Here is a 26024-nt window from a genome sequence, read left to right on the forward strand (position 1 = left end):
AGGCGGCGGAGGCGGTGGCGGTGGCGGCTTCGATCTCGACGACGAGTCGGACGAGACCGACGACGGCGGCGGCGCAGAGGCGCCCGCGATCTCGCAGTCCCAGATCGACAACGGAGTCACTGTCCGAGTGACTGCCGACGCCGCGAACTCGACGGTCACCCAATCGCTGAACCGCTCCGGGCCGTCCGAGACCGCGCCAGCGTTCACCCTCTCTGCACTCTCGCTCGACGTGACCAACGACAGTGATGGGTTCAACGCGACGATGCTCGGCCCGCAGGCCACGCCGAACAACATGACCGAAGTTCAGGCAGACGGTGTGCGTGGGTACGTGACCGTCACTTCCGGCGCAAATGCGTCTGCCATCAGCCGGGTGAGGTACACCCTGCGGCTCAACGAATCGGCGCTGCCGACCAACGGATCGATGGACGCCGTCCGGGTGTTCCAGTACCACAACGGGTCCTGGAGTCAGCTACCCAGTAGCGCCAACGCGACGAATACGTCTATCCAGGCGTCATCGTCCAACCTCGCGACCATCGCTGTCGTCTCCCCGGTCGCTAATACGTCCACCCCGACGACGACAGCCAGCTCCTCGAATACGAATGCATCGACGCCGACGCCCGCAGAACTCACTGTTGCCGATGCATCCCTGATGGCTGACTGGGTCCGGGCCGGCTTCAACACATCAGCGCGAGCGACCGTCGAGAACCCGACCAACGAAACCGTCGAACAGACGCTGACGGTCACTGTCGACGGCGACCCGGTCGCTTCTCGGACCGTTCGACTCGACGCCGGCGAACAAACTACTGTGACGATGGAGTTCGAGGCTGTCGACGGCGCAGTCGCGGTCAACGGCGTCAGTGCCGGTGACCTCCGCGTTGGCTCGAACTCGGCCCCGAGTACGGGCGGGTCCGGGACTGCCGAGACTGGTGAAAGCGGCGGCGGTGCGGAGCCAGCCTCCGAGACGGTCTCGGCCTCCGGGCCCGGATTTACTGTCCAGTTAGTCACACTTGTGCTGGCGTTAATCGGCGGTCTCGTCCGAGTCCATCGTAGGGTGTAGAGGTCGTACGGACGGCGGATTTTCCGGCCACACTACCGGTTCTGTGTACGAAGGACGACCTTACCGAGGGTTTGGCTGCTGGGTAACTAATCCTTTACTCGCGTACCTCCCTGTATGAGCGAGGTCAAACAACTCTTTGCTGCTGTCACTATCGTTTTCGGCACCGCTGCGCTCGCGTCCGTATTCGCTGTCGGCAGCGTGGGTGCCTCTGGCGCCGGCCCCCAGAACGGTGTATCGGACGCCGCAGTGAGCACACCCGGAGCCGCCGTCGAATCTATTATCGAATCCGACTCTGAGAGACTGCTCGGGCAGGTGAACGAAACGGACGCACCGACCGACGGCGAGCAGACTGCGGAGGCCCAACAGACGCCGACGGAACAGCCACAGACAGACTCCGAAGAAACCGAAGACCCGACCGACCAGACGGAGGAACCTACGGAGAGCCCGGAGACACCGACTGAGAGCGAGGAAACGGAGGAATCGACCGAAAACGAAGAAACGGAGGAGCCGACGCAAACCGAGAACCCCACAGAAAGAGAATATACCGAGACACAGACCCAGACTGAAGAGCCGAATGACAGTGAGGAGACCGAGGAACCGACGGACGATGGAGAGACTGAGCAACCAACGGACAGTGAGGAGACCGAAGAACCAACGGACAGTGAGGAAACTGAAGAACCAACGGACAGTGAGGAGACCGAGGCACCGACGGACAGTGAAAGAACTGAGAACGGTACACAGGAGGAAACTGAGGCGGATAGCGATGTCGGCGCTGCCGACGCTGACGACTCAGGTGGCAACTCCGACGACGATACCGACTCCAGTGGAGACGGTTCGAACGACTCAGGCGACTCCGACAATAGCGGCTCCGAGGACTCTGACGGCTCGGACAACGACGATGACTCCCAGTCTGACGGTGGAATCTATGACGAGATCACGGGGTCGGATGGCAATGAAAACGGGACGTCGACCGATGGGACGAACGCAACCGCGCGGAACGGAACAACAGGCGGGGGCGCGCCTGCCGGCAACACGACCGGCGACGGAAACGAAACCGCCGGATTCGGAACCGAAGTGGGTACCGATGGGGAACCCACTCCCGAAGGTCAGGGGAACGCCGATTTGCAGATCAGGGAGGCCTCACTGTCGGCTGACTGGGTTCGGGCCGGGTTCAATACGACCGTGCGAACGACAGTAAAGAACGCCCGTCCGCGACCAGTCAACGAGACACTGACCGTGACGGTCGACGGCGAACCGGTGGCAACGAACGAAGTGGCGCTTGAGCCCGAGGAAGAGGCGGTCGTCGAGACAGAGTTCGAGGCGGTCAACGGAACCGTTCGGGTCAACGGCGAGACGGCGGGCCCACTCACAGTCGAAAACCAATCCATTCCGGCCACTGACAGCGATGACAGGGCAACGACCGCGGCACAGGGCCCCGGGTTCTCACTCCGCCAAGTGGGCGTCGGTGTCGCGATACTCGCCGTGGTCGGCTGGACGCGTCGGGGTCTCCGACGCCAGCGGAACCGCTGAACCGGACCACTGGCGGGCGGTCCGAACTGGTTGTGTGGTGGATTTTTACTCACACCGTCCGACTGGCACGTATGGCTCGTAACCTCGCAGTCGTCGGTGCCGGTGGTGCCGGTGCGGCGGCAACGTACGCGCTCCACGACGCGGAAGTCGACGTAACAGTGTTCGAGAAGAGCCGCGGCGTCTGCGGGCGCGCCGCGACCCGGCGGCACGGCGACTGCACGTACGAGTACGGGGCGAACTATCTCAAGGCCGACGACGGCCGCGTGACGGAACTGGTCACGGAGACGCTCCCAACCGAGGGACTCGTCGATATTGAGGAACCAGTGTACGCGTTCGACAGGACCGGGGAAATCGACGCCGGACGGGACGCGGACGACCACAAATGGACGTACGAGGCGGGCATTACACAGCTTGCAAAGCGGCTGTTCGGCGAGACTGATGCCGAGGTAGAGAACGGCGTCCGGGTCGAGCGTCTGGAGCGGCACCGCGACGGTTGGCGGCTCGAAGACGACGACGGAACGGACCTTGGCCACTTTGACGCCGCGCTGCTGACCCCGCCTGCACCCCAGACGGCCGACCTGCTGGGCCAGTCGCGCTGGGACCACGACGATTGCCGGGAGCTTCGGCAGGAAATCGCCGCCGTCCCCTATCGAACGGTCATCGCAGGGGTACTGCACTACCCCTTTGAACTCGACGTGCCGTGGTATGCCGCGGTCAACAGCGACAAGGACCACGACATCGGCTGGGTCGGCCGCGAGGAGTGCAAGGACGGTCACGTCCCCGACGGCGAGTCCCTGCTGCTGGTGCAGATGAACGAACCGTGGTCGATTGCGAACTACGACGAACACCCCGATACGCTCGTCGACGACATCGCGACGCGGACGGCTCGACTGCTGGACGACGACCGGCTTGCCGACCCCGACTGGACCGACCATCAGCACTGGCGCTACTCCCAGCCCGAGGGCAAGGTCGACCACGATCTGCTGGCGTGTGCCGCCGAGCACGACCTGTACTTCGCCGGCGACTGGGTGGCCGGCGAGGGGCGACTCCACGCGGCGCTGCGGAACGGACTGGAGACGGGCGAGGCAATCGCCGACAGCGGGTAACGGAACGCCTTTGGGTGCCCGCCGACAGCCACCGACATGGACCACAAGCGGGAACTGACGAGCGTCGACCTCGCCGCCCTGGAGGGCGAACTCGCCGGCTACGAGGGCGCGAAGCTCGACAAGGCGTACCTCTACCCCGAGGACGACCTCGTCAGACTGAAGCTCCGGGACTTCGACCGCGGGCGCGTCGAGTTCCTCATCGAAGTCGGCGACGTCAAGCGCGCCCACGCTGCCGACCAGAGTCACGTCCCCGACGCACCGGGCCGCCCGCCGGATTTCGCGATGATGCTCCGGAACCGGCTGTCGGGCGCTGACCTCGTCCGCGTCGAGCAGTTCGAGTTCGACCGAATCATCGAACTGGAGTTCGACCGCGAGGACGCCTCGACGACTATTGTTGCAGAACTGTTCGGTGACGGGAACGTCGCCGTTCTCGACGAATACGGCGAGGTCATCGACTGTCTCGAAACTGTGCGGCTCAAATCACGGACCGTCGCGCCCGGGACGCCCTACGAGTTCCCCTCGGCGCGGTTCAACCCGATGACCGTCGATTACGACGGGTTCGTCGCTCGTATCAAGGAATCCGACGCTGACCTCGTACGGACGCTGGCGACGCAACTGAACTTCGGCGGCCTCTACGGCGAGGAGCTGTGTACCCGCGCCGGCATCGACTACAACGTCGCCGTCGACGACCTCGATGAGTCCGATTTCGAGCGGCTGTACGAACTCATCGACGAGATGGGGACGCGCCTGCGTGAGGGAGATGTCGACCCGCGGGTGTACTACGAAACGCTCGACGACGGTGACGGTGCAGGCAACGGGGAATCCGGCGATGACCCGGACCGCCGGCGCATCGACGTGACGCCGATTCCGCTGGCGGAGTACGAAGAATTGTACAGCGAATCTTTCACGGAGTTCAACCCCGCGCTGGACGACTACTTCTTCAATTTCCAGCGGGAGGAGGAAGTCGAGGGCGGCGAAACACAGCGCCCGGACTTCGAGGCCGAGATAGAGAAACAGCAGCGCATCATCCAGCAACAGGAGCAGGCTATCGAGGACTTCGAAGCCGACGCCGAGGTCGAACGGGAGAAGGCCGAACTGCTGTACGCCAACTACGACCTCGTCGACGACGTGCTCTCGACGGTGCAGGCCGCCCGCCAGGACGACGTGTCCTGGGACGACATCGAGGCGAAGTTTGACGAGGGGGCCGACCGCGGAATCGCGGCCGCCGAAGCAGTTGTCTCGCTTGACGGGAGCGAGGGGACGGTGACCCTCGACATCGACGGGACGCGGGTCACAGTGGACGCCTTCACCGGCGTCGAGAAGAACGCCGACGAACTGTACAAGGAGGCCAAACGCATCGAGGAGAAGAAGGAGGGCGCGCTCGCTGCCATCGAGAACACCCGCGAGGACCTCGAAGCGGTCAAAGAGCGGCGCGAGGAGTGGGAGGCCGACGACGGCGAGGACGAAGCCGATAACGACGAGGCCGAGGACGAACCGACGGACTGGCTCTCGATGCAGTCCATTCCGACCCGGTCGACCGAGCGCTGGTACGAGCAGTTCCGCTGGTTCCACACCTCGGACGGCTTCCTCGTCATCGGCGGCCGCGACGCCGACGACAACGAAGAACTCGTCCAGAAGTATCTGGAGGGCGGTGACAAGTTCTTCCACGCGCAGGCCCACGGCGGCCCGGTCACGGTGCTCAAAGCGACCGGTCCCAGCGAACCGTCCAAAGAGGTGGATTTCCCGCAGTCTTCACTGGACCAAGCCGCACAGTTCGCTGTCTCGTACTCCTCTGTCTGGAAAGACGGGAAGTTCGCCGGCGACGTGTACATGGTCGACCCCGACCAGGTGTCGAAAACGCCGGAAAGCGGCGAGTATCTGGAGAAGGGCGGCTTCGCCGTCCGCGGCGACCGGACGTACTTCGAGGGCACGCCGGCCGGCGTCGCCGTCGGTATCACCTGCGACGACGAGACGCGGGTCATCGGTGGCCCGCCAGCGGCTATCGAGGGACAGGCCGCGACGAGCATCACTGTCGAACCGGGGCAGTACGCCCAGAACGACATCGCTAAACGACTGTACCGGGAGTTCAAGGATCGCTTCGCCGACGAGACGTTCGTCCGCAAGGTCGCCAGTCCGGACCAGATACAGGAGTTCCTGCCGCCCGGCGGCAGTCGGATGACCGAGGAGTGACGATGTCGGAGCAGAGAGCACACCGAGCCGGAGGTGACTGCCTGCATGAGTGATCTCGGAAAAATCGACCGCGAACTGTTCGATACCGTCATCTACCCGGAACTGGGCGCGGACCGAGAGGACGTGACGCTGGGGCCGACCCACGGTATCGATTTCGGCGTCATCGACGTCGGCGGCGACGCCCTCGTCACGGCCACCGACCCATTGTCGGTCCTCCCCGATTTGGGGTTCGAGCGGGCCGGTCGGTTCGCGCTTGACGTGGTCCTGGCCGACGTTGCCGTTTCCGGTCTCCCGCCGTCGCATCTCTCCGTAACGTTCACCCTCCCACCGGCGATGAGCGACGACGAACTGGCGGCGATGTGGCACGGCTTTGCCGGGCGGGCCGAGGAAGTCGGCGTGAGCGTCGTCACCGGCCACACCGCCCGCTACGCCGGCGTCGACTACTCCTGGGTCGGTGGTGCGACGGTGCTCGGCGTCGGGTCCCACGACGACATCGTCCGGCCGGACGGCGCTCGGGCGGGCGACAAACTGGTCGTCGGCACCGGCCCCGGGGCCGAAGTCACTGGCCTGTTCGCCAATCTCTTTCCGGAACAGATCGGGCTGTCGCCCGACCGAACCGCCATCGCACAGGAGCGACTGGCCGACACCGCGCTCGTCGAGGACGCGATGGCCGCGACAAACGCCGGCAACGTGACGGCGATGCACGACGCGACGGAGGGCGGTATCACCGGTGCGTTCATCGAAATGGCCGACGGTGCGGGCGTCCGGTTCGACGTGGATAGCGAGGCGATGCCGGTTGCTGACGGCGTCGGCGCGCTCTGTGACGCGCTCGACATCGACCCCTGGCACGTCAGTAGTTGCGGGACGCTTCTGGCTGCCGTCAACCCTGCAGACGCTGATAGCGTCGTCGACGCGCTCAGGGACCGCGGGACGCCAGCCGCCGTCGTCGGCGAAGTGACCAACGGTTCAGGGCTCTACGTCGACGGCACCCGACAATCGCACCCCGGGGCGGACCCGTCGTGGGAGGCCTTTGGACGCCTGCAGGCGGCTGCCGAGGGCGACACAGACCAGCGGTGAGACACGGAGACTCTCCCGACGCGAACTGACAGCACGTAACACCTACTGCTATATGTACTTGTAAGACGTATTATAATTCAATGTGACACATCGTCGTGACTGACGTGGCAGCGGCCACGCCAGCCAGGCTACTGTCACGGAGCGTCATCATGTTCAAAGAAGCCATATCGTATCCGCAGGACGGCGACAGCGCAGTGAAAACCATCGCTATCGGGGGTGCGTTGCTGTTCCTGAGTTTCCTCGTCGTTCCGCTGTTCTTCGTGTTCGGGTACGTCGTCCGGTCACTCCGGGCCGTGATGAACGGGGAGACGACGCCGCCGGAGTTCGACGAATGGGGCGACCTGGGCATAGACGGGCTGAAGGCGTTCGCTATCGGATTCGTTTACTCGCTGGTCCCGACGGTGATCACAGGGACAGCACTGTTTCTCACTGTTGCCACCTTCGGACCCAGCGAGACCGTCTTCAGTGGCGTAATCACGGGATTGCTCCTCACAGTCGCCGCGCTCGGAATGCTCGCGATTTCCCTGGCCGCAGTGTACATTGTTCCGGCCGCCGTCGTCGCCTACGTTCGGACCGACAGCGTCGCCGCGGCGTTCTCGCCGAGTGACCTCCGCCCGCTCCTGTTCAGCCGCACCTACGCTACTGGCTGGGTCGTCGCGTTCGGTATCAGCCTCCTCGCCGGCGTCGTCGTCAGCGTCCTGAGCGCCACCGTCGTGGGTTCCGTCCTGACACCCTTCGTAGTGTTCTACGCTTACGTGGCCGGGGCCTACGCTATCGGGACCGCTGTCAGGGAGATGCCGGATATCGCCTCTGAACCCGCGACGCCCGCTGCAGGCTCGGTCGCCTGATTAGTTCGGTCACGGTTTTCCTGTCCCAGCGCGTCGAATGGCAGAACACTTGTGTCCCTGAAGCGGACGCTTCAGTATGCAAATACAGAGTCAGGAGACCACCGCCGAAGGGGCAGAGCGCATCGAGGTGGTCCCCGAGACGCTGGACGACCTCTGGCATCTCTCGTACGTCATCGAGCCGGGGGACCTCGTCTCCGGCGACACGACCCGTCGCATCCAGCGCAACGACGACAACCTCCGGGACAAAGGCGGCGAGCGAGAGCCGATGTGGATTCAGATCGAGGTCACCGACGTGGAGTTCGCGAAGTTCGCCAACCGCCTCCGGGTCGGCGGCGAAATCGTCGACTGCTCTCGGGAGGACCAACTGGGTTTTCACCACACGCTCAACGTCGAGGAACACACCGAACTCACCGTCGAAAAGCATCTCAAACCGGACCAGGCCGACCGCCTGGAGGAGGCCGTCGAAGCCACGGAGAACCCCGATGTGGCGATCGCGACCGTCGAAGAGGGTGAGGCCCACGTCCACACCGTCGCCCAGTACGGCACAGAGGAGCGGGCGACCATCACCTCGACGACTGGCAAGGGCGAGTATGCCCGCCCGCGCAAGGAACTGTTCGACGAACTGGCGTCAGTCCTCAAACGCCAGGACGTGGACGCCTACATCCTCGCGGGTCCCGGCTTCACCAAACAGGACGCGCTAGACCACTTTCAGGACGAGATGCCCGATATCGCCGAGCAGATTACCGTCGTAGACACGTCTGCTGTCGGCGACCGAGGCGTCCACGAAGTACTCAAACGCGGCGCTGTCGAGGACGTGCAACAGCAGACCCGCATCGCCGAGGAGGCGGATTACATCGACGAACTGATGGAGCGCATCGGGTCGGGTTCGGAGGTGCCTACGGCCCGGAGGAAGTCGCCAAGGCGGCCGATTACGGCGCTATCGAGACGCTGCTCGTGCTCGACGAGCGGCTCCGACTGGAGCGGGCCGGCGAGGGCGACTGGGACATCGACGTCGACCAGATCATCGAGACGACAGAGCAGAAGGGGGGCGACGTGACCGTCTTCTCCGCGGAGTTCGCGCCCGGCCAGCAGCTCTCGAACCTCGGTGGCATCGCCGCGCTACTTCGGTACCGACTCGATTGAGACCGCGTACCCACGATACGTGTCTGCCGTCTTTCATTCCGCCGGTGAGTCTCCCGAAACCGTTTTTTGCCCCGCTCACTATTGCTACGTAGTTCCAATGTCTGCGAGGAGTGGGTGATATGTCGTTCGAAGAACAACAGGACTTTGCCAGACAGGTCGCCGACCTGAACAAGTACGGGCAGGCGCTCAATCGCTGTGAGTCCGTCGACGAGGTCGTTTCCCTCACGCTCGAAGCGATGTCGCTGCTGTTCGAGTTCTCCTACTCTACGTTCGTCGAAGTTCGTGACGACGACCTCCGGGTCGTCCACAGCACGAACCCGAATCTCGTTCAGGGCGAGCCACCCAGTGACCTGGCTCGACGGGCGCAGGAGGCCGGCGAGACGCTCGTCGAACAGGGCGCTGACGCCGCTGTCACGGCCGACTCGGACGTGACGGGTGCGCTGGCTGTCCCGGCCCGGATGGGTGACGAGGTGACAGCGGTGTTGGTCACACGGTCACAAACCGTCGAGGAGTTCGGGGACGAGTACGTCAGACCAATGGAGATTCTCGCGACCCACGCCGCGACGGCCATCTCCAACATCCGTTCCCGCGAACGGCTAGAACGGGCACACCGGGACCTGGAACGGCGAAAGGAGATGATCGAGATGTACGACCGGCTTCTCCGCCACGACCTGGGCAACGACCTTCAGGTCATCGCCGGGTTCGCCGATGTCGTCGCGGGACAGGTCGACGGCCAGACCGAGGAGTACGCCGGCAAGATACAGCGCGCGGCCGAGAGCGCCGCCGACCTCATCCAGCGCGTCGGCGACCTCGTCTCGACGCTAGAATCGCAGGACAACCCGGAGCCACAGGACCTCGCGACGGTTCTCGGGGACACAGTCCGGGATGTCAGAGCCAACTACGGGTCACTGACTGTCGATTTCGAGCCGTCAGCGTTCGAGTATCAGGTGTACGGCGGCGACCTGCTCGACTCCGTGTTCACGAACATCATGTCCAACGCGGCGGTCCACAACGAGGGCGAGGTACACATGCGAGTGGCTCCGGCGGAAGCCACCCCTGACGAGGTCACTGTCTGTTTCGCCGACGATGGGGCGGGTGTCTCGCCAAACCTGCGCGAGAATATTTTCGAAATGGGTGTGAAGGGGCAGGAGAGTTCGGGGACCGGCTTCGGCCTCGGGTTCGTTCGGGCGCTGACCGAGTCCTACGGCGGCAGGGTCAGCGTGGCAGAAAGCGACGCCGGTGGAGCCGAGTTCCGCATCACGCTCGAACGCGTTTAGGTCCTGTCGACGGTTATCGTCAGGCCGTCTTCGGCGAACTGCACGTCGCCGTCGTAGCTGTCCGCTATCGACTCCAGCATCTCCTCGTGTCGTCCCTCCGTATGTGGATACAAGTGGGTGAGATACACACGCCCGACCTCGGCGTCGGCATCGCGGAGCGTCGCTCCGAGCGTCGTCGGCGTCGGGTGGTTCGACACGTCCACGTCATCCGGGAACGAGCAGTCGTGGACGAGCACTGCCGACCCTTCGGCGAACTCGACGAGGTCCGTGAACGCCTCTGAGTCTGCGCCAAGCGTTATCGCCGGTCCGTCATCGACTGAGAGTCGGTAGGCGAAACACTGCATCGAGTGGCGCGTCTCGCAGGTGTCGCCGCTGAACCCAGCCAGTTCGAACGGTCCGCCATCGAGGTCCCTGAGCGTCAGGTCCAGTCGGTCCTGCATGTAGTCGTGTGTTTCGAGGAGGTCCCGAACCAGGTCGGACGTGCCCGGCGGACCCGCTATCGTGAGCTCTGTTTCGCCGGCCAGCCAGCGGGCCTTCATCAGCACGTCGAGGTCGGAAACGTGGTCTAGATGGTGGTGGGTCAGTAACACGGTGTCGACGCCTTCGTAGCCCGCGTCTGTTCGGGCCAGCGAGTGCAACACGCCGCTGCCACAGTCGACGAGCAGCCGTTTTCCGTCGCGTTCCAGCAGATAGCCGGACTGCATTCGAGAGCCGGTGGGCATGGCGCTTCCGGTGCCGAGAAACGTGAGACGCATACCGGACGACAGCGAGCGAACGGACAAAGGCGTTGGCGTGTGGGGGCGGGGAGACTACCAGGGAGCGTCAGCGGAGTGAGGGCGGTGGCCGTCGGCGGGGACGGGGTCAGGGCGGCTCGGGGGCAGGTCACCCGTCGACGGCGCAGTTCATGCTTTGGACGGGGATAGCAAAAGCCCACCTGTGGCTCAAAACGCGTTTTAAGTGAACCCGAGCCGCGACAAAACCGCGAAACGGAGCGGGAGACACTTGTGCGAGCACGACGAGAAGCGAGTATGAAGAAATCACTCGACGAACACGCCGAGCGCTTCTCCGAACACGCCGACGCGTACGACGAGGACCAGGATTCGGCGGCGTATCGCGCCTGTGTCGACTTCGCTGTCGAGCACGCGGCCCCCGAAAGCGACGACGTAGTCCTCGACCTCGGCACGGGGACCGGAGCGATTGCGTTCGCACTCGCGCCCGACGCGGGCGAGGTTATCGGCCGCGACATCAGCGACGGGATGCTGGAGAAAGCACGGGAGAAAGCCGACGAGCGAGGCGTCGAGAACGTGAGCTTCGGCGATGGCCGTTTCCGCGCTCCGAACGTCGACGGCCCGGTGGACATCGTCACGTCGAACTTCGCGATGCATCACCTCGGCGATGACGAGAAGCGCGACGCCATCGACACCATCGCCGATCTGGGGCCGCGACGAATCGTCCTCGGAGACGTGATGCTGTTCGGCGACGACGACCCCGATGCGCCGTTTTACAGCCCCGAAGTCGACGACCCGGCGACGGTCGGTGTCCTGGCTGACGCCTTCACCGACGCCGGCTACGCGCTGACGGCCGTCGAGATGGTCACCGAGCAGGCTGGCGTGCTGGTCGCCGAACGGATCGATTCGGACTGAATCTACTGGACCGCTAAGCCGGCTCAGCGGTAGTTCTTGTACGCCCAGAACGAGACGTACAGCGTCAGGACCAGCAGCCCACCGAGGAAGAAGGCCACGCCGGGTTCGAGGTCGATGCCACCACTGGCCGCGGCGTCGGTCGTCAGTTTACGCGCTTCCTCGGTCATCGCTTCGACCGGGGTGTCGGCTTCTGGCACCGGAGTGCTTTCCGGGGCCGGCGTGGCTTCCGGCGTCTCCGTCGCCTCGGCTATCTGGAACCCGCTGTCGTCTGTCTCCGTCGGGGCTGACGTGGGTTCGGCCGTCGCGGCCGTTTCGTTCGCCGCCTCGAGACTCTCGGCGTCCCCGCCCTGGGCACCGTCACCGGTGGTTCCCGCGTCGCCGCCGGCCCCGGAACTCCCGAGCTGGATCGGGAACTGCCCGAGCAGGAGTTGCAGCATGACGCTAGCCGCGGTGAGAACCCCGATGACAGGCAGGACCCGGCGAACGAGCGACCGGAGCGACTGCTTGCGCTCCTGCGTCCCGACGAACAACACCAGCGGGTCCTCCGGGGGCTCGTACACCTTCATCTCTTGGCCTTTTTCCGAGTACTGGACCCCTGCGACGGTGATCAGCTCTTCGTCTTCCAGCTTTTCCAGGTGATAGGAGACCTTCTGTATCGACATATCGAGCCGGTCGGCCAGTTCAGAGGGTGTTCCCGGCTCGTCGTAGACGGTGTTGAGGATCTCTCTGGCCGTTTCCGAGGAGAGAGCATCGAGGACATCTGAGACGTCTTCGTCGACCCCGACGACCTGTAGCTCCCCGTCCTGTGAGGTGCTCGTGTCGGGACCGCGGGAGGGCAGCAACGACATATATTCCGTTCACTGCCGCCCAGCGTAATGAATCTCGTGGAACCTCACAGGGCCATTTGAGTCTCAGAGCTCGCTATCGATGGACAACGACACACCCGTCCGCGACAGCGGGACTCGATATACAGGACAGCGCGTTCTGATTGCCACTACAACAGCCCGGTCACGGACGCTACTGCGTCCGGCGAGAGTGAATCCCGGGGCGGCCGCACGTCGCGTGGTCGATGATGCCGCGGTCGGCAAGCAACGCCTTCACGGTGGGCGCGAAACCGAACTCGGCACACGCTTCTGAGAGTGGTGAGAGGATCTTCCGCTGGACCGTTCTGGCTTCCGCCACGTCGCCGTTGGCGACGGCGGTTCCCGATCGTTCTAGCTCGCTGTGCAGCAGATGGGAGAGCGCGCTGACGCCGCCGTCGCCGCCCAGCACGAGCGACGGGACGAACAGACCGTCGTGGCCCTGGTAGACGGTGAACTCGTCGGGCGTCTGATTCATGACTGCGGTGACGTAGGAAAGGTCGCCCGAGGAGTCTTTGAGTCCGGCGACGGCGTCGGACTGAGCGAGCGCGGCGACCGTCTCGACGGACAGTTTCTGCCCGACGGCCCCGGGGATGTTGTAGAGGTAGACCGGCAGGGGAGCGTCGGCAAGCGCCGCGTCGAAAAAGGCCTCGTTGCCCGCTGCGCTGGCCTGGCCGCCGTAGTACGACGGCACGACCAGCGTGCTGTCCGCGCCCTGCTCGGCTGCGAACGCCATCCGCTCGTCGACGGTCGCAACGTCCGTCGCCGCCGTCCCGACCATGACGTGGCAGTCGTCTGGCGCTGTGTCAGCCGCGGTTCTGACGACGGTCCGGTACTCGCCGGGCGAGAGCGTCTCGAACTCGCCGGTCGTCCCGCAGGGGACGATACCGTCGACGCCGGCCGCTGAGACGTGCCGGACCAGCGACTCCAGGCCCGCGATATCGAGGTCACCGTCGGCGTCGAATGGTGTCACTAGCGGCGTCAGTACGTCGAAGGATTCAGCCATGCCCTTGGTCAGACACGGTGGTCGCTTAGGCGTTTTCCCCGTCGATATGGCGGAACCCACTTGCCGTGGCGGTCCTACTGGTCGGTAAGAGCCGACAATGGGAGGACGCGAGCGTCTCGCAGCGACGGACCCGACTTTCGACCCGGAGGCGGTCGACATCGACGACGCCGAGGTGCTTTCCCGCCTCGCGCCCGTCGTTCAGGAGTGGTGGGTCGAACAGTTCGGCGAGTTCGTCCCCGGCAACGGCGGCTTCTTCACGCCGCCACAGAAAGAGGCCATCCCGCTCATCCACGAGCGCGAGAACGCGCTGATCTGCGCACCGACGGGGAGCGGCAAGACGCTGGCCTCCTTTACCGGTATCATCAACGAACTGTTCGGGAAGGCCCGCGAAGACGAGCTTGAGAACTCCGTCTACTGCCTCTATGTCTCGCCGCTGAAGTCGCTGGCCAACGACATCCACCGCAACCTCGGACAGCCCCTCGACGGCATCACGGCCAAGCTTGAGGAGCGCGGCGAAGACGTGGAAATCCGACACGCCATCCGTCACGGCGACACCAGCGACAGCGAGCGCCAGGCGATGCTCGAAACGACGCCGCATATCCTCAATACGACGCCGGAGACGCTGGCCATCCTGCTGAACTCGCCGAAGTTCAAAAAGAAGCTCGAAACCATCGAGTACGTCATCGTCGACGAGATCCACAGCCTCGCCGAGAACAAGCGCGGGACCCACCTCTCCGTGTCGCTGGAGCGGCTAGAGGAGATGGTCGAGGAATCGCCCACGCGAATCGGCTGTTCGGCCACCGTCGACCCGCTGGACACCGTCGCGGAGTTCCTGGTCGGCCGCGCAGAACCCGGCGGCGACCCTCGGGACTACGAGATTGTGGACACGCGCTTCGCCCGCGATTTCGACATGGAGCTGTCCTGTCCGGCCGACGACCTCATCAACACGCCGCGGGACATCGTCACCGAGCGGTTCTACACCCAGCTCCACGACCACGTCCAGTCCCACACCAACACGCTCGTGTTTACGAACACGCGCTCGGGGGCCGAACGGGTCCTGCACAACCTCCGCGAGAAGTTCGACGACTACGACGAGTCCAACTCCGGCTGCCACCACGGCTCGCTCTCGAAGGAGAAGCGCCGGGACATCGAGGAATCGCTGAAAGCCGGGACGCTGGACGTGGTGACGACCTCGACGAGCCTGGAACTGGGCATCGACATGCCTCATATCGACCTCGTCGTACAGGTGGGCTCACCCAAATCCGTCGCCGCGCTGCTCCAGCGCATCGGCCGCGCCGGCCACCAGCTCGGTGAGACGGTCGAAGGTCGCGTAATCGCACTGGACCGCGACGAACTCGTCGAGTGTGCGGTGATGCTCGAAAAGGCCGAGCGGGGCTTCGTCGACCGCGTGTTCATCCCCGAGAACGCACAGGACGTGGCGACCCAGCACGTCTACGGCATGGCTATCAACGACGTCCGTCCCGAGGCGACGTTTAAGAACGTCCTCCGTCGGGCCTACCCGTACCGGGACTACGACGACGAGAACTGGGAGCAGCTGATGCGGTACATGACCGCCGACTACCCGGGGATGGAAGACAAGAACGTCTACGCCAAGATCTGGCGGGACACGAACGACGCGCCCGACGGGGAGCACCACTACGAGGAGTACGACGTGGGTGAGCACCTCATCGGCAAACGGGGTCGGCTCGCGCGGGTCATCTACATGACCAACATCGGGACGATTCCGGACTCCTTTACGTGTGACGTGGTCACCCGGAGCGACGACAGCTGGGTCGGCCAACTGGACGAGTCGTACCTGGACACCCTGGAGAAAGGCGACGTGTTCGTACTGGGTGGGAACAACTTCGAGTACCGCTACCGCCGCGGGTCGAAGGTGTACGTCGACCGGACCGCCGCCCGCCCGACGGTCCCGTCGTGGTTCTCCGAGCGGCTCCCCCTCTCCTACGACCTCGGCCGCGAGATACTGGACTTCCAGGGCCAACTACTGGACCGGCTGGCCGACGGCGGGATGTCGGAGGTCCGCAACTGGCTCCGGGGGTTCCCCATCGACGAGAACAGCGTTCGCGCTATCGCCCGGATGTTCCGCGAGCAGGTGGCCTACGCCGGACCTGACAGCGTGGCCACGACCGACCGACTCGTCCTCGAGGAGACGCTGGACCACGACGAGTACGAGCGTCACTACCACGTCCACTCGAACTACGGCCGACGGTTCAACGACGGCTTCTCGCGGCTGCTGGCCTACCACATCGCCCAGGCGGCCAGCGCGAACGTGCAGGTCGCCGTCGCCGACAACGGCTTCACGCTCTCGATGCCGCTGAACCGCAAGGTCGACATCGCGCGGATCGTGGGCGACCTAGACCCGGACACGGCCCGCGCGGACCTTCGGGCTAGCCTCGACGGGACAGACCTGCTCCAGCGGTACTTCCGTATCAACGCCACACGGTCGCTGATGATACTCAAACGCTACAAGGGCTACGAGAAGTCCGCGAGCGAACAGCAGGTCTCCTCGGAGATGCTGCTGGGGTTCGCCGAGGACCTCGGGGACTTCGCCGTCGTCGAGGAGACCTACCGCGAGATTCTGGAGGACAAACTCAACGTCGACGGTATCGAAACCGTCCTGCGTGCGATGCAGGACGGCGACGTGGGCGTGGTCCGGACTCGCGTTGACTCGCCGTCACCGCGCGCCTTCGGCCTCGCGACGCTGATGGCCAGCGACGTGGTCCTCGCCGAGGACGAGTCCGCCGTCTTACAGGAGTTCCACCAGCGGGTGCTGAGCGAGATTGAAGATGGAGACGCCGAAGACAGCGCCGTTGCGACCGACGACTGAGGCCGACCAGGTCAACGAGCGCGTGTAGGCCGGCGGAGTCTGTTGCGGTCGTCACCGCGCGACTCACGACGCCGTCTCGTTTTCGGCCATGGTGTCGTTCGTCACGTCGTCACCCATCGACTCGCCAGCCGTGGACTCCGTCATCGACTCGGTCATTGCGCCGGGTCCCATCGACTCCGTTTCGTTCACCTGCTCCATCGAGCCGCTCGCTTCGCCGCCCGTCATGGAGTCAGTCATCCCTTCATCCTCCATCGAACCAGTCGCCTCGTCGTTCATTGTATCCGTCCCCTCGTCTCCGGATCGCTCGTCGCCGCCGGCACAGCCAGCGAGCGGGAGCGTGACACTTGCAGCGGCGAGCGTCGTCAGAAACGTCCGTCGGCTTCGTGACATACGCTTTGTCCGGCGTCGGGGCTATACAAGGAGATTTTTCGAAGTCTCGGACGATTCCGCCCATAGTTTGGTCCGTGTGTGGACCGGAACTCTTCCAATTTCGCCCCTGAGCCAAACCGTTAATCCGCGGCCGGCCCCACGGGTGAGACATGGAGTCGCTTCACCCGCGAGTGAGACTGCTGTGGGTTCTGTCGACAGTTATCCAGGCGTCGGTGCTCGGTGTCATCGCGTATCTTGTCGACCGGTTCGCGGTTTCACTGCCACAGACGGTGGTCGTCGGCGGCTGGGTTGTGCTGGTGCTTCTGGGTGTTGCCCATGCCATCGCTGCCCACCGGATTTGGCGTTTTGACCTACAGGACGACGCGCTCTTTCTCCTTCGCGGTGTCGTCACCCGGACCGACACGTCGGTCCCGTACGTTCGTGTACAGCACGTCGACACCACGCGCGGCCCAGTAGAGCGAGCTATCGGGCTGGCGAGTGTCGTCGTCTACACTGCTGGGACCCGCGGCGCGGACATCACGATTCCAGGCCTGCGGCCCGAACGAGCCACTGAACTGCGCGAGCAGCTCCGTGACCTCGCAAACGAGAGCGAGGCCACGGACGCGGTATGAACCGGCTCCACCCGCGAAGTGCGGTCCTGCGAGTCACCCGAGCAGCGCTGCAAGGCGGCTTCTTCGGCTTTTTTGGCGGGTCGCTCGGGACCGGGATGCTCGGACTGCCGGCGTTCGCGGTTCCGCTGCTTGGCCTGCTCGGCGCGCTGACGTTTAGCGGCTACGCGCTGGCGCGCTATTTCCGTTTTCAGTACGAACTCGACGGCGACACGCTTACTGTCGAATCCGGCGTCTTCGCCAGGCAGTCCCGCCAGATTCCGCTGGGCCGCGTCCAGAACTTAGACGTCGAGCAGAACATCCTTAACCGCCTGCTCGGACTCGCAATCGTCCGCTTCGAGACGGCCGGTGGCAGCGCGACGGAGGCTACGCTGGACGCAGTCGACGAGGCCGAGGTCAAACGCCTGCGGAACTACGTGCGGACCCACGACCGGGACCAGGCCGCCGAGGCAGAGACAGCCACCGCCGACGCGGTGTCCGAAGCTGCGACACCTGGCCGGTCGGCCCACGCCGATCTGCCCGGCGTGACCGGCCCCAAACCGACACACGCTGGCGACACTCAGTCGAGGAATGACCTCGGGGAACCGGTTTCCGAATCGGACACGGCGGAACGCGACGAGCCGGACGGATCGCTGCTGTTCGCGTTCGACCAGCGCGAACTCCTGACGTACGCGCTCGTCTCCGTTCGGCCGGCCGCGCCGGTCCTGACGCTGGCGTCACTCCCGCTTGGGATGGACGTCGTCTGGGCGGTTCTGCGGTTCAATGCGACCCTTGCTGGCGCATCGCTGAGCGGGCCGGTAGTTCGCTGGCTGACCGGCTCACCGGAAACCACGCGGCTCGCCGTCTTTGCCGTACTCTCCGTCGTCCAGTTCCTCCTACTCGCACTGGTCGTCAGCGTGGCGCTGACCGTCATCGAGTACTACGGCTTCCAGCTCACGCAGGCCGACGGCGACCTCCGGTACGAGCGGGGGCTGTTGCGCCGCTACAGCGGCAACATCCCGCTGGAGAAGGTCCAGACGGTCACTATTCGAGAGAACGTCCTGATGCGGCGGTTCGGCTACGCGACGCTGGCCGTCGAGACGGCCGGCTACAGCGGCGGGAACCAGCAGTCCACGCAGGGCGTCGCCGTCCCGCTCGCGCCCCGCGAAGAAGTGTACGAACTGGCCCGTGACATAGAGCCGTTCGGTGACCTCGACTTCGACCGGTCGCCGAAGCGCGCCCGCAGACGGTATCTCGCGCGCTTTTCACTGGCCGCGGCCGGGCTCACTGCAGTCGCCTACGCCGTGGACTCGCTGGTGCTGGAGACGGGCTACTGGTGGGTCGCCGCCCTCCTCTTCCTTACAGTTGTGCCGGCAGCCCACCTTCGCTGGCGACACCGTGGGTACGACCTGGACGAGTCCGTGCTGGCGACCCGGAGCGGGTTCTGGCGGCGGACGACGCGAATCGTCCCGTACTACCGGCTTCAGACGGTGTTCGTCACGCGGTCCCCGTTCCAGCGCCGTCGCGACCTGGCGACTGTGGGGGCCGACACGGCGAGTTCGTCGAGCCTGCTCGGTGGTATCGCCCGGGTGTACGACATCGACGAGGACATCGCAAAAGAACTCAGAGACACGCTTCGGGAGCGCCTCACCGCACACGTCGCAGGGCTGCGGACGGGCGACAGGGCCAGCGACGCGGACGCGTAGTCAGCCCCGCGCCCACTCGACCATTCGGCCGTACACCTCGTCGGTCGCCAGTGCGTCGCCGTCGCCGACGAGGACGAGCGCCTTCTTCGCTCGCGTGAGCGCGACGTTGATGCGCCGGTAATCCTCGAAGATGGGGCTGTCGAGCGTGCCCGTGGCGACGAAGGAGATGACGATAACCTCCTTGCTCGACCCCTGGAACCGGTCGACCGTGTCGACGGTCACGTCCGGCAGGCGCTTGGAAATCTCCGCGACCTGGGCGCGGTACGGCGCGATGACACCGATATCGTTGGCCGGAACTCCTGCGGATCGGTACGACGCGACGATTTCGGCGATGCGGTCGGCCTCAGCCGGGTTGGTGTTGCCGACCTGGCTTCCGTCGGGGGCGACGAACGCCACGCGGTCCTGAAGTATCTCTGGCAAGTCAGCCATTGAGACGCCGCCGAGGTCGTCGAGCCGCTGGGCGGCCACCTCGCCTGTCGCGGGCCGCAACTGCCCGTCGTAGAACTCCCGCGAGGCGAAGGCCTGGATGTGCTGTGCCATCCGGTACTGCCGGTCCAACATTACGCCGGCTTCCGGGTGGGCGTCGATGAGCCGCTCGAACAGCGAGGTCGACAGCGTCTCGTCCTCGGACTGGACCACTGGCGGGAGCTGCTGGTGGTCGCCGACGAGCACGAATCGGTCGGCGAGCGTCGTCGCCGCGAGCGTCCCCGGTTCGGTCAGCTGGCCGGCCTCGTCGACGACCGCGACGTCGAACTCCTGGGTCTGGAGCGTGCTCCCGCCGCAGGTGGCCGTCGTCGCCGCGACGACCTGCGCGCCCTGGAGCCGACTCGCACATTCGCCGGGGTCGCCGCTGGTCTCCAGTCGGTATTTCTGCATGTCATCGCGGACGCCGCTCTCCGTGCCGACTCGGACGATATCGGTGTAGCCCTGTTCTTCCAGCGCCTCCAGCAGATTGTCGACGGCGCGGTTGGTGAACGCCGAGAGCAGCACTCGGTCACCGCGAGCAACGAGGGCCCGAACCATCCGCGCCAGCGTGTACGTTTTGCCCGTGCCAGGCGGGCCGTGGACGAGCGCGAAGTCCGCCGCGCCGACGGCTAGCTGGACGGCCTCGTTCTGCGCGTCGTTGTTGTCGATGAACGTCTCCTCGACCGGATTGAACTCCGGCTCGCGCCGCCCGAACAGCACGTCTTTCTGCTCGGGCGACTGGAGGAGCACGGCGTCGTGGAGCGCGTTCTGGAGCCGGTCGGTCGTCAGTTCGGAGGGATACACGTCCAGTCGGCGGAGGTCCAGCGGCTCGTCGGCCGTGACGACGATTTCTTCGCCGAGACGTTCCACGCGGGCCAGTTCGGCGTTGCCGGTCACCGGGTCGCCGTCGCTGGCGAGCACGAGATTGCCTTCGCGGATCTTCGAGACGGCACCGGTCCCTGTCGCGCGGAGTTCCCAGCGGCCGCCGTCGAGTTCCCGGCGGCCGGTCGGTTCGAGACCGATGAGCGCCCGGTCGTTGTCGGCGCGCTCTTCGGGCGTTTGCTCCCAGAGCTTTGCGTACTCCCGGTGGACAGCACGGCGCTCGGCCTCGATTGCCGTGTAGAACCGCTCGAAGTAGTCCAGTTCCTCCTCCGGCACCGCTCGACCGACCGTTCCGGCCTTGGATTCTTGATCGAGCCGGCCGGAGACGGCCATACAGGTGTCCTGCTCGAAGCAGTACTCGCACTTCGCGTTTGCCTCGTAGCCCGTCGGCACGCCCGAATCGTACTCCATCGCCGCAATCGCGTTGCGGGTCCGGACGACGTAGTTCAGCAGGCCGCTCCCGATAGAGAACTCCTTGGCCGGCGAGAGGTCGCCGCTCTCCTCGTTGCGGTCGACGGCGGCGTTTTTCGTGTAGAGAAGCGTGCCTGTGTCCGGCGCGGCGTCGACGGCGCTGCCCGCGCCGGCAGCGCGTTCGCCCAGCATCAGCGCGTACGCTGTCGCCTGAATCTTGTCCTGGAAGCGGGGCTCCCGCTTGGTGTTCTTGCCGGTCTTGAGTTCGACGGGCATCCCCCGCCGGACGGCGTCGGCCCGCCCTTTCATCCCGAACCGCTCGGAGATGAGCGTCATCTCGGAGCGCCACTCATCAGTTTCAGTAAGCGTCCCCTGCTGGAGCCACCCCTGGATGGCCGACGCGTGGTCGCGCACGTCCCCGGCCACCTCGTCGGCCTCCCGGCCGAGCAGTCCGATGTCGAGGCCGGCGGCGTCGACCTGTTCCTCGATAGCGGTATCGAGGTCCCGGCCCCGAAGTAAGTCGCCAAAGACCTCGTGGACGACGGTCCCTTTCACCAGCGGGTAGGCGTGCTCTGCGCCGTCGAGTTTCCGGAGGTAGTACATCCGCGGGCACTGTACCCACGCCCGGATGTCGGTCACGTCGACGAGGAAATCCGGCTGGACGACGAGGGTGGCGTCGCCGCCGACGGAGTACTGCTGCTCGCCCTGATACTCCCGCTCGTCGGGGTTGTAGACGGCGACCTCCATCCCCGTCTCGATGACGGCGGCGTTCTCGGTCCACTTCCCCCAGAGCGTCACCGTCGTCGGCTCGCCGGCCCCGCGCTCGGGCCGAATCGTCACCTCACAGAGGTCGCTCTCGCCGTACTGGGTGTTCACCGTCTTCGGCTCCTCGATGTCGACGACGACGCCACGAACGCGGTCGACGCTCATCGTTTGGCCCTCCCCTGTTGCACGACCCAAGCGACGGGACGCCCCCTCAAAAGTCGTTCGCGCCGCGGCTCATTCAGTCGTCGCATCAGCATTCGAGTCACCATCGGCAGCGAACTCCTGCAGCGTCTCCAGCGACACGTCTTCGAGCACGTCCTCGCTCGTCGCGTCGAGGTTCACCGGCGGTGCGCGCCCGGCCTCGTGGGCCTCTATCCAGCGCGGGACGCAGACACACCAGTTGTCACCGGGGTCGAGACCCGGAAAATTCAGCTCCGGCCGCGGCGTCACGAGGTCGTTGCCCTGGGCCTTGCTGTACTCTAGAAACTCGGCCGTCATCACGGCACAGATTTCGTGCCGACCCGGGTCGCGCTGGAGCGGGTAGCAGTAGCCGTCGCGCATGAATCCGGTCTCCGGGTCCATCGAGCAGGGGGCCAGCTCCCCGCCGAGGACGTTGCGTTCGCTTTCCATACCACGTCTGGCTGTTCCGTGGAGTAAAGCCGTTCGGCTACCCGCCTGCGCTCACTGTCCGTGTCCGCTGTCATCATCACTCCGGTCCCGACTGTCACCTGACGAGTCGGTGGGCTGACCGTCATCTCCGTCCAGTTGCGTAGCTTCGTTCTCAGCTGCTTCACCAGCACTCCGTTCGGGGCGCTGCCCGCGAGAATCGCCGTCTGGTGTCGCCTCCGATGGTGAGTCAGCGCGTTCGGACCCGCCTGTTGTCGTCTGTTTGGGCGTGTCGTCCGTATCCGGCGCATTCGGTGAGACTGCGGGCACGTCGACGGCGTCCAGAGCGGCCTGAATCACGTCGGCCTTCTCCGTCCCTTCGATAGTCGCCTCCGTCGTCAGGACCAGTCGGTGACTCATCGTCGCGTTCGCCAGCCGCTTCACGTCGTCCGGGGTGGAATACCGCCGACCGGCGATGACTGCGCTGGCTCGGACTGCCTCGAAGACACGCTGGACGCCCCGCGGCGAGACGCCGATTTCTGTCCGGTCGTCTTCGCGTGTCGCCCGCGCCAGATCGACGATGTAGCGACGAACCTTGGTGTCGACGCGGACGTCTTCCGCACACTCCTGCAGGGCGCGCACCGTCTCTGGGCCCATTACCGGCTCGACTGACGGCGCGATTGTTCGTCGGTTGGCCCGCCGGTCGAGCAGCCCCATTTCTCCCTCGACATCGGGATAGTTCATCGACGTCTTCACGCTGAAGCGGTCCCGCTGGGCCTCGGGAAGCTGGAAGGTCCCTTCCTGCTCGACGGGGTTCTGGGTCGCGATAACGACGAACGGCGTCGGGAGCGGATGCGTCGTCCCGTCGACACTGACCTGCCGCTCTTCCATTGATTCCAGCAGCGCAGATTGGGTCTTCGGCGGCGCGCGGTTGATCTCGTCCGCGAGCACGACGTTCGAGAACACCGGCCCCTGTGCGAACTCGAACTCCCGCTCGTGTTCGTTGTACACGTTCGACCCGGTCACGTCCGCCGGCAGCAGGTCCGGCGTGAACTGTACCCGGTTGAATTCGAGTCCAAGTGACTCCGCCAACACCCGCGCCAGAACTGTTTTCCCCGTTCCCGGCACGTCCTCAACCAGAACGTGGCCTCTGGCGATGACGCCAGCCAGTGTCTCGAACAGCACCCGGCGTTCGACGACGACAGCCTCCTCAACTCGCTCCACAATGTCGAGGCAGTGGTTTGACGCAGCCTCGACGCTCAAATCCCCCGTTAACCCGGCCATGCCCCATGCGTTACACTGGGGAAGTATCAATGTGTACCATTAGCCCTCGTTTGTCGAGCCACAGTGGCTACTGACACATTCTGGACGGGCCAGCAGCGAAGCAGTCCCTCAGCCACGAAGCGGGGCGAGCAGCAGTAACACACCGATCGCGGCGAGTGCCATTGTCTCCGGCGATCCGATGGCGGCACCGACGGCGTGACGCGCTGTATCGACGAGACCGACGGCGGCGATACCGAGAAGGCCGACGCCGACGGCGAACACGCTGTGATACAGCTCCAGCCGGCGCGTTTCCGGCCGATGCCCCAGTTCCGCTGTCAGCCCCAGGCCGAACGTGCCAACGTCCCAGACAACGAGGCCGCCGACGACGCCAGCAAACACCAGTAACGATGACAGGTCGGCCTGTGCCGCACCGGTGCTCGCACAGATGAGTCCCGAAGCGGTCAGTGCCGCGGGGCCGGCACGCGCCGGCAACAGGCCAAACGTGAGTCCCCCGATGACGAGAACGAGAAGCAGATACACCACCAGTGGGAGCAGGAGGGCACCGAAGAACACCGCCGGGAGCGAGGCGAACCCGAAGATACCGATTCGCAGGAGGAACGGGGCTAGCAACACGACGTAGCCAGCGGCCGCGATGGCGGCCCCGACAGTCCGCACCGAAGCGGCGTCGAACTCAGTCGTGAACTTTCGGATGACAATCGCACCGCTACCAGCAAGCAACGCGCCGGCTGTGACTGCCAGAAGCGGCGCGAGAACGACCCACGACGACAGCAGCCGGATACCGAGACTGAACGGGGGGGACGCCACAAGCTGGCCAAACGGCGTTACCAGAAGCGCCAGCGGGACGACTACACTGAGCGCTGCCGAACCGAGTGCGACCAGTTTGAGCGACTGGGTACCCCGTTTCAGTCTGTTCGCCATCGCGTCGCGGCGGCTCCGAGCTGTCAACTGCAAGAGCGGGAGCTGTGTCACAGCAAAATACAGGCAGCCCGACGCGGCGACGCCGAGTACACCGAGGCAGACCGTGGTGGCTATCGGCGACGCTCCACCGGCGACAGCGCTTACCACCTTCCAGCAAAGCCACGCGAGCGCGACGACGACCGTACCCACGACGAGGCCCACCACGGCGAACAGATACGAAACGACGCTGCTCACTGTCGCTTCCGAAACGGTCTCTCTGTCGAGCACGTCGGTCCAGGCGGTCGCGACGCCGACCATTGCGACGGCGACACCGAACGCGATGAGCGGGGCGACTGACACCTGCCCGACCGAGGCAACGACGCCAGTCGCTGCCGGCAGGAAACAGAGGTGGCCAATGACCGTCGGTCCCAGTCCGTCCCGGTCCAGTAGCGTCAACCCCGCCACGGCAATGCCGGCGAGGAGTGCGATACCGCTGAACAGTCGCGGGTCGCCGGACAGAACCCCTGTCGCCAGGGCGAACGCAGTGACGATGAGCGCGACGATAGTTAGGCTGGTCGCCCGCGGCCGCCCCTCGTCGCCGACGGCCGATGGTGTATCGAGTCGCGGCCCGCCGATCATTTACGCTCCGCCTCCCGGCTGCACGCTGCCACGCGGCTGGTGCGCCGCAACGGCAAAGGCGTAATCGAGGATGAGCGGCAGCGGTGTCCCACGCCGCCAGTCGATTGTCCGGGCCCCAGACGCCTGACACCGCGCCAGACGGGTCCGACGGCGGACGTGCTCGTACTGTCCGCTGACGGTGCTCGCCGCGGTTACGTCCGTCGAGAGCATGGTTCGCTGGCAATCGAACGCCGCCCAGGACTCCATCGCGGCGACCGGCGCGTCGTCGAGCAACGGCGACACGAGCACCAGCTGGCAGCGCGGTCCGGCTACCTCCATCACTTTCCGGAACTGCCGCTGTGTGTCGCCCTCGTCTTCTGGACCACCAGCCGGGTCGCTCTCGGCAGCATCGGCGGCGGTTCGTAGCCGTTCGACAGCCAGCGACCGCTGGTTGGGTCCGTCGCCCGGCTGGAGCCACGTCAGTCCCGCTGGACCGTCGCCGTCGATGCCGACGATTGCCAGCCCGACTTCGTGACCGGCATCCAGCAGCGAGGTCACTGCGTGCGTCGTCGCGTACGCGCCGAGTTCGACTGCCGTCGGGCGACCGGGGCCGGCGGTCACCCGCGCCGGCGAGCGGGCGTCGACGACGAACACGACCGTCGTCGACACCCACTGCTCGTAGTTGACCGTCGACAGCGCTCCCCGCTTCGCGTACCCGCGCCAGTCGATGCGGCCGGCCGGGTCCCCGCGCTGATACTCCCGCGTCGAGTGGAAGGTGAAGCCATCGCCGGGGTCGTCGGTTGTGAGTTGGCCCACGCGGTCGGTCCC

Annotated in this window: 18 protein-coding genes and 3 pseudogenes; 12 read left to right on the forward strand and 9 right to left on the reverse strand. The window is 65.3% G+C overall.

Features of this window, described 5'->3' with window-relative positions; all coding sequences use genetic code 11:
- The 8 genes and pseudogenes from GJ630_RS19655 to GJ630_RS15480 form a co-directional block, all read left to right on the forward strand.
- A pseudogene (locus tag GJ630_RS19655) lies at window positions 1-1057 on the forward strand (cell surface glycoprotein); the annotation flags it as partial.
- Between the two features lie 114 nt (window positions 1058-1171).
- Complete coding sequence (locus tag GJ630_RS15450; protein WP_191450284.1) at window positions 1172-2587, forward strand: hypothetical protein; 1416 nt, start codon at window positions 1172-1174, stop codon at window positions 2585-2587.
- Between the two features lie 71 nt (window positions 2588-2658).
- Complete coding sequence (locus GJ630_RS15455; protein WP_191450286.1) at window positions 2659-3693, forward strand: NAD(P)/FAD-dependent oxidoreductase; 1035 nt, start codon at window positions 2659-2661, stop codon at window positions 3691-3693.
- 36 nt (window positions 3694-3729) lie between these two features.
- Window positions 3730-5883 carry a ribosome rescue protein RqcH gene (rqcH, locus tag GJ630_RS15460; protein WP_151146166.1) on the forward strand — a complete coding sequence of 718 codons (2154 nt, stop codon included), beginning with the start codon at window positions 3730-3732 and terminating at the stop codon, window positions 5881-5883.
- A 45-nt stretch (window positions 5884-5928) separates the two neighbouring features.
- Window positions 5929-6960, forward strand: a complete 1032-nt coding sequence (locus GJ630_RS15465) for an AIR synthase family protein (RefSeq protein WP_151146174.1) — start codon at window positions 5929-5931, stop codon at window positions 6958-6960.
- A gap of 149 nt (window positions 6961-7109) precedes the next feature.
- Window positions 7110-7808, forward strand: coding sequence for a DUF4013 domain-containing protein (locus GJ630_RS15470; protein WP_191450301.1), 699 nt, complete (start codon window positions 7110-7112; stop codon window positions 7806-7808).
- Between the two features lie 76 nt (window positions 7809-7884).
- Window positions 7885-8951, forward strand: a pseudogene (locus tag GJ630_RS15475) (mRNA surveillance protein pelota).
- Between the two features lie 119 nt (window positions 8952-9070).
- Window positions 9071-10228 (forward strand): ATP-binding protein, encoded by a 1158-nt coding sequence (locus tag GJ630_RS15480; RefSeq protein ID WP_191450288.1) that lies wholly within the window; start codon window positions 9071-9073, stop codon window positions 10226-10228.
- Here GJ630_RS15480 and GJ630_RS15485 read toward each other — a convergent pair.
- Window positions 10225-10983, reverse strand: a complete 759-nt coding sequence (locus GJ630_RS15485; protein ID WP_023843268.1) for an MBL fold metallo-hydrolase — start codon at window positions 10981-10983, stop codon at window positions 10225-10227. The two genes, GJ630_RS15480 and GJ630_RS15485, sit on opposite strands and share 4 nt — an antisense overlap.
- 273 nt (window positions 10984-11256) lie before the next feature.
- Here GJ630_RS15485 and GJ630_RS15490 point away from each other — a divergent pair, with 273 nt between their 5' ends.
- Window positions 11257-11871, forward strand: coding sequence for a class I SAM-dependent methyltransferase (locus GJ630_RS15490; RefSeq protein ID WP_050038100.1), 615 nt, complete (start codon window positions 11257-11259; stop codon window positions 11869-11871).
- A 23-nt stretch (window positions 11872-11894) separates the two neighbouring features.
- Here the strand turns inward: GJ630_RS15490 and GJ630_RS15495 are convergent, their stop codons facing one another.
- Together GJ630_RS15495 and GJ630_RS15500 are read right to left on the reverse strand one after the other, a co-directional pair.
- Window positions 11895-12719 carry a winged helix-turn-helix domain-containing protein gene (locus tag GJ630_RS15495; RefSeq protein ID WP_050038099.1) on the reverse strand — a complete coding sequence of 275 codons (825 nt, stop codon included), beginning with the start codon at window positions 12717-12719 and terminating at the stop codon, window positions 11895-11897.
- 146 nt (window positions 12720-12865) lie between these two features.
- Window positions 12866-13737, reverse strand: a pseudogene (locus GJ630_RS15500) (dihydrodipicolinate synthase family protein).
- A gap of 97 nt (window positions 13738-13834) precedes the next feature.
- On the opposite strand from GJ630_RS15500, the gene GJ630_RS15505 reads away from it, so the two are divergent.
- Entirely contained in the window at window positions 13835-16585 is a 2751-nt protein-coding gene (locus GJ630_RS15505) for an ATP-dependent helicase (protein WP_191450290.1), read from the forward strand.
- Window positions 16586-16648: 63 nt separating this feature from the next.
- Here GJ630_RS15505 and GJ630_RS15510 read toward each other — a convergent pair whose 3' ends face one another.
- Window positions 16649-16975 (reverse strand): hypothetical protein, encoded by a 327-nt coding sequence (locus GJ630_RS15510; protein ID WP_191450292.1) that lies wholly within the window; start codon window positions 16973-16975, stop codon window positions 16649-16651.
- A 149-nt stretch (window positions 16976-17124) separates the two neighbouring features.
- Between GJ630_RS15510 and GJ630_RS15515 the strand changes: the two genes are divergently transcribed.
- Window positions 17125-17586, forward strand: a complete 462-nt coding sequence (locus GJ630_RS15515; protein ID WP_004961231.1) for a PH domain-containing protein — start codon at window positions 17125-17127, stop codon at window positions 17584-17586.
- On the forward strand, window positions 17583-19268 hold the full coding sequence (locus GJ630_RS15520; protein ID WP_191450294.1) for a PH domain-containing protein: 1686 nt from the start codon (window positions 17583-17585) through the stop codon (window positions 19266-19268). The genes GJ630_RS15515 and GJ630_RS15520 overlap by 4 nt, the downstream gene beginning before the upstream one ends.
- Here GJ630_RS15520 and GJ630_RS15525 read toward each other — a convergent pair whose 3' ends face one another.
- From GJ630_RS15525 to GJ630_RS15545, 5 genes are all read right to left on the reverse strand, one after another.
- Window positions 19269-21956 (reverse strand): AAA domain-containing protein, encoded by a 2688-nt coding sequence (locus GJ630_RS15525; RefSeq protein WP_191450296.1) that lies wholly within the window; start codon window positions 21954-21956, stop codon window positions 19269-19271.
- A 69-nt stretch (window positions 21957-22025) separates the two neighbouring features.
- Window positions 22026-22421, reverse strand: coding sequence for a DUF2237 family protein (locus GJ630_RS15530; protein ID WP_014040409.1), 396 nt, complete (start codon window positions 22419-22421; stop codon window positions 22026-22028).
- Between the two features lie 51 nt (window positions 22422-22472).
- The gene (locus tag GJ630_RS15535; RefSeq protein WP_191450298.1) at window positions 22473-23681 is read right to left on the reverse strand and encodes a MoxR family ATPase; all 1209 of its coding nucleotides are present in this window, start codon (window positions 23679-23681) and stop codon (window positions 22473-22475) included.
- A gap of 108 nt (window positions 23682-23789) precedes the next feature.
- Window positions 23790-25217: a glycosyl transferase gene (locus tag GJ630_RS15540; RefSeq protein WP_191450299.1), complete on the reverse strand. Its 1428-nt coding sequence runs from the start codon at window positions 25215-25217 to the stop codon at window positions 23790-23792.
- On the reverse strand, window positions 25218-26024 hold an 807-nt coding region (locus GJ630_RS15545; protein ID WP_191450300.1), incomplete at its 5' end, for a DUF58 domain-containing protein.

This window comes from Haloarcula sp. CBA1122 (assembly GCF_009741785.1).
Lineage (GTDB): Archaea > Halobacteriota > Halobacteria > Halobacteriales > Haloarculaceae > Haloarcula > Haloarcula hispanica.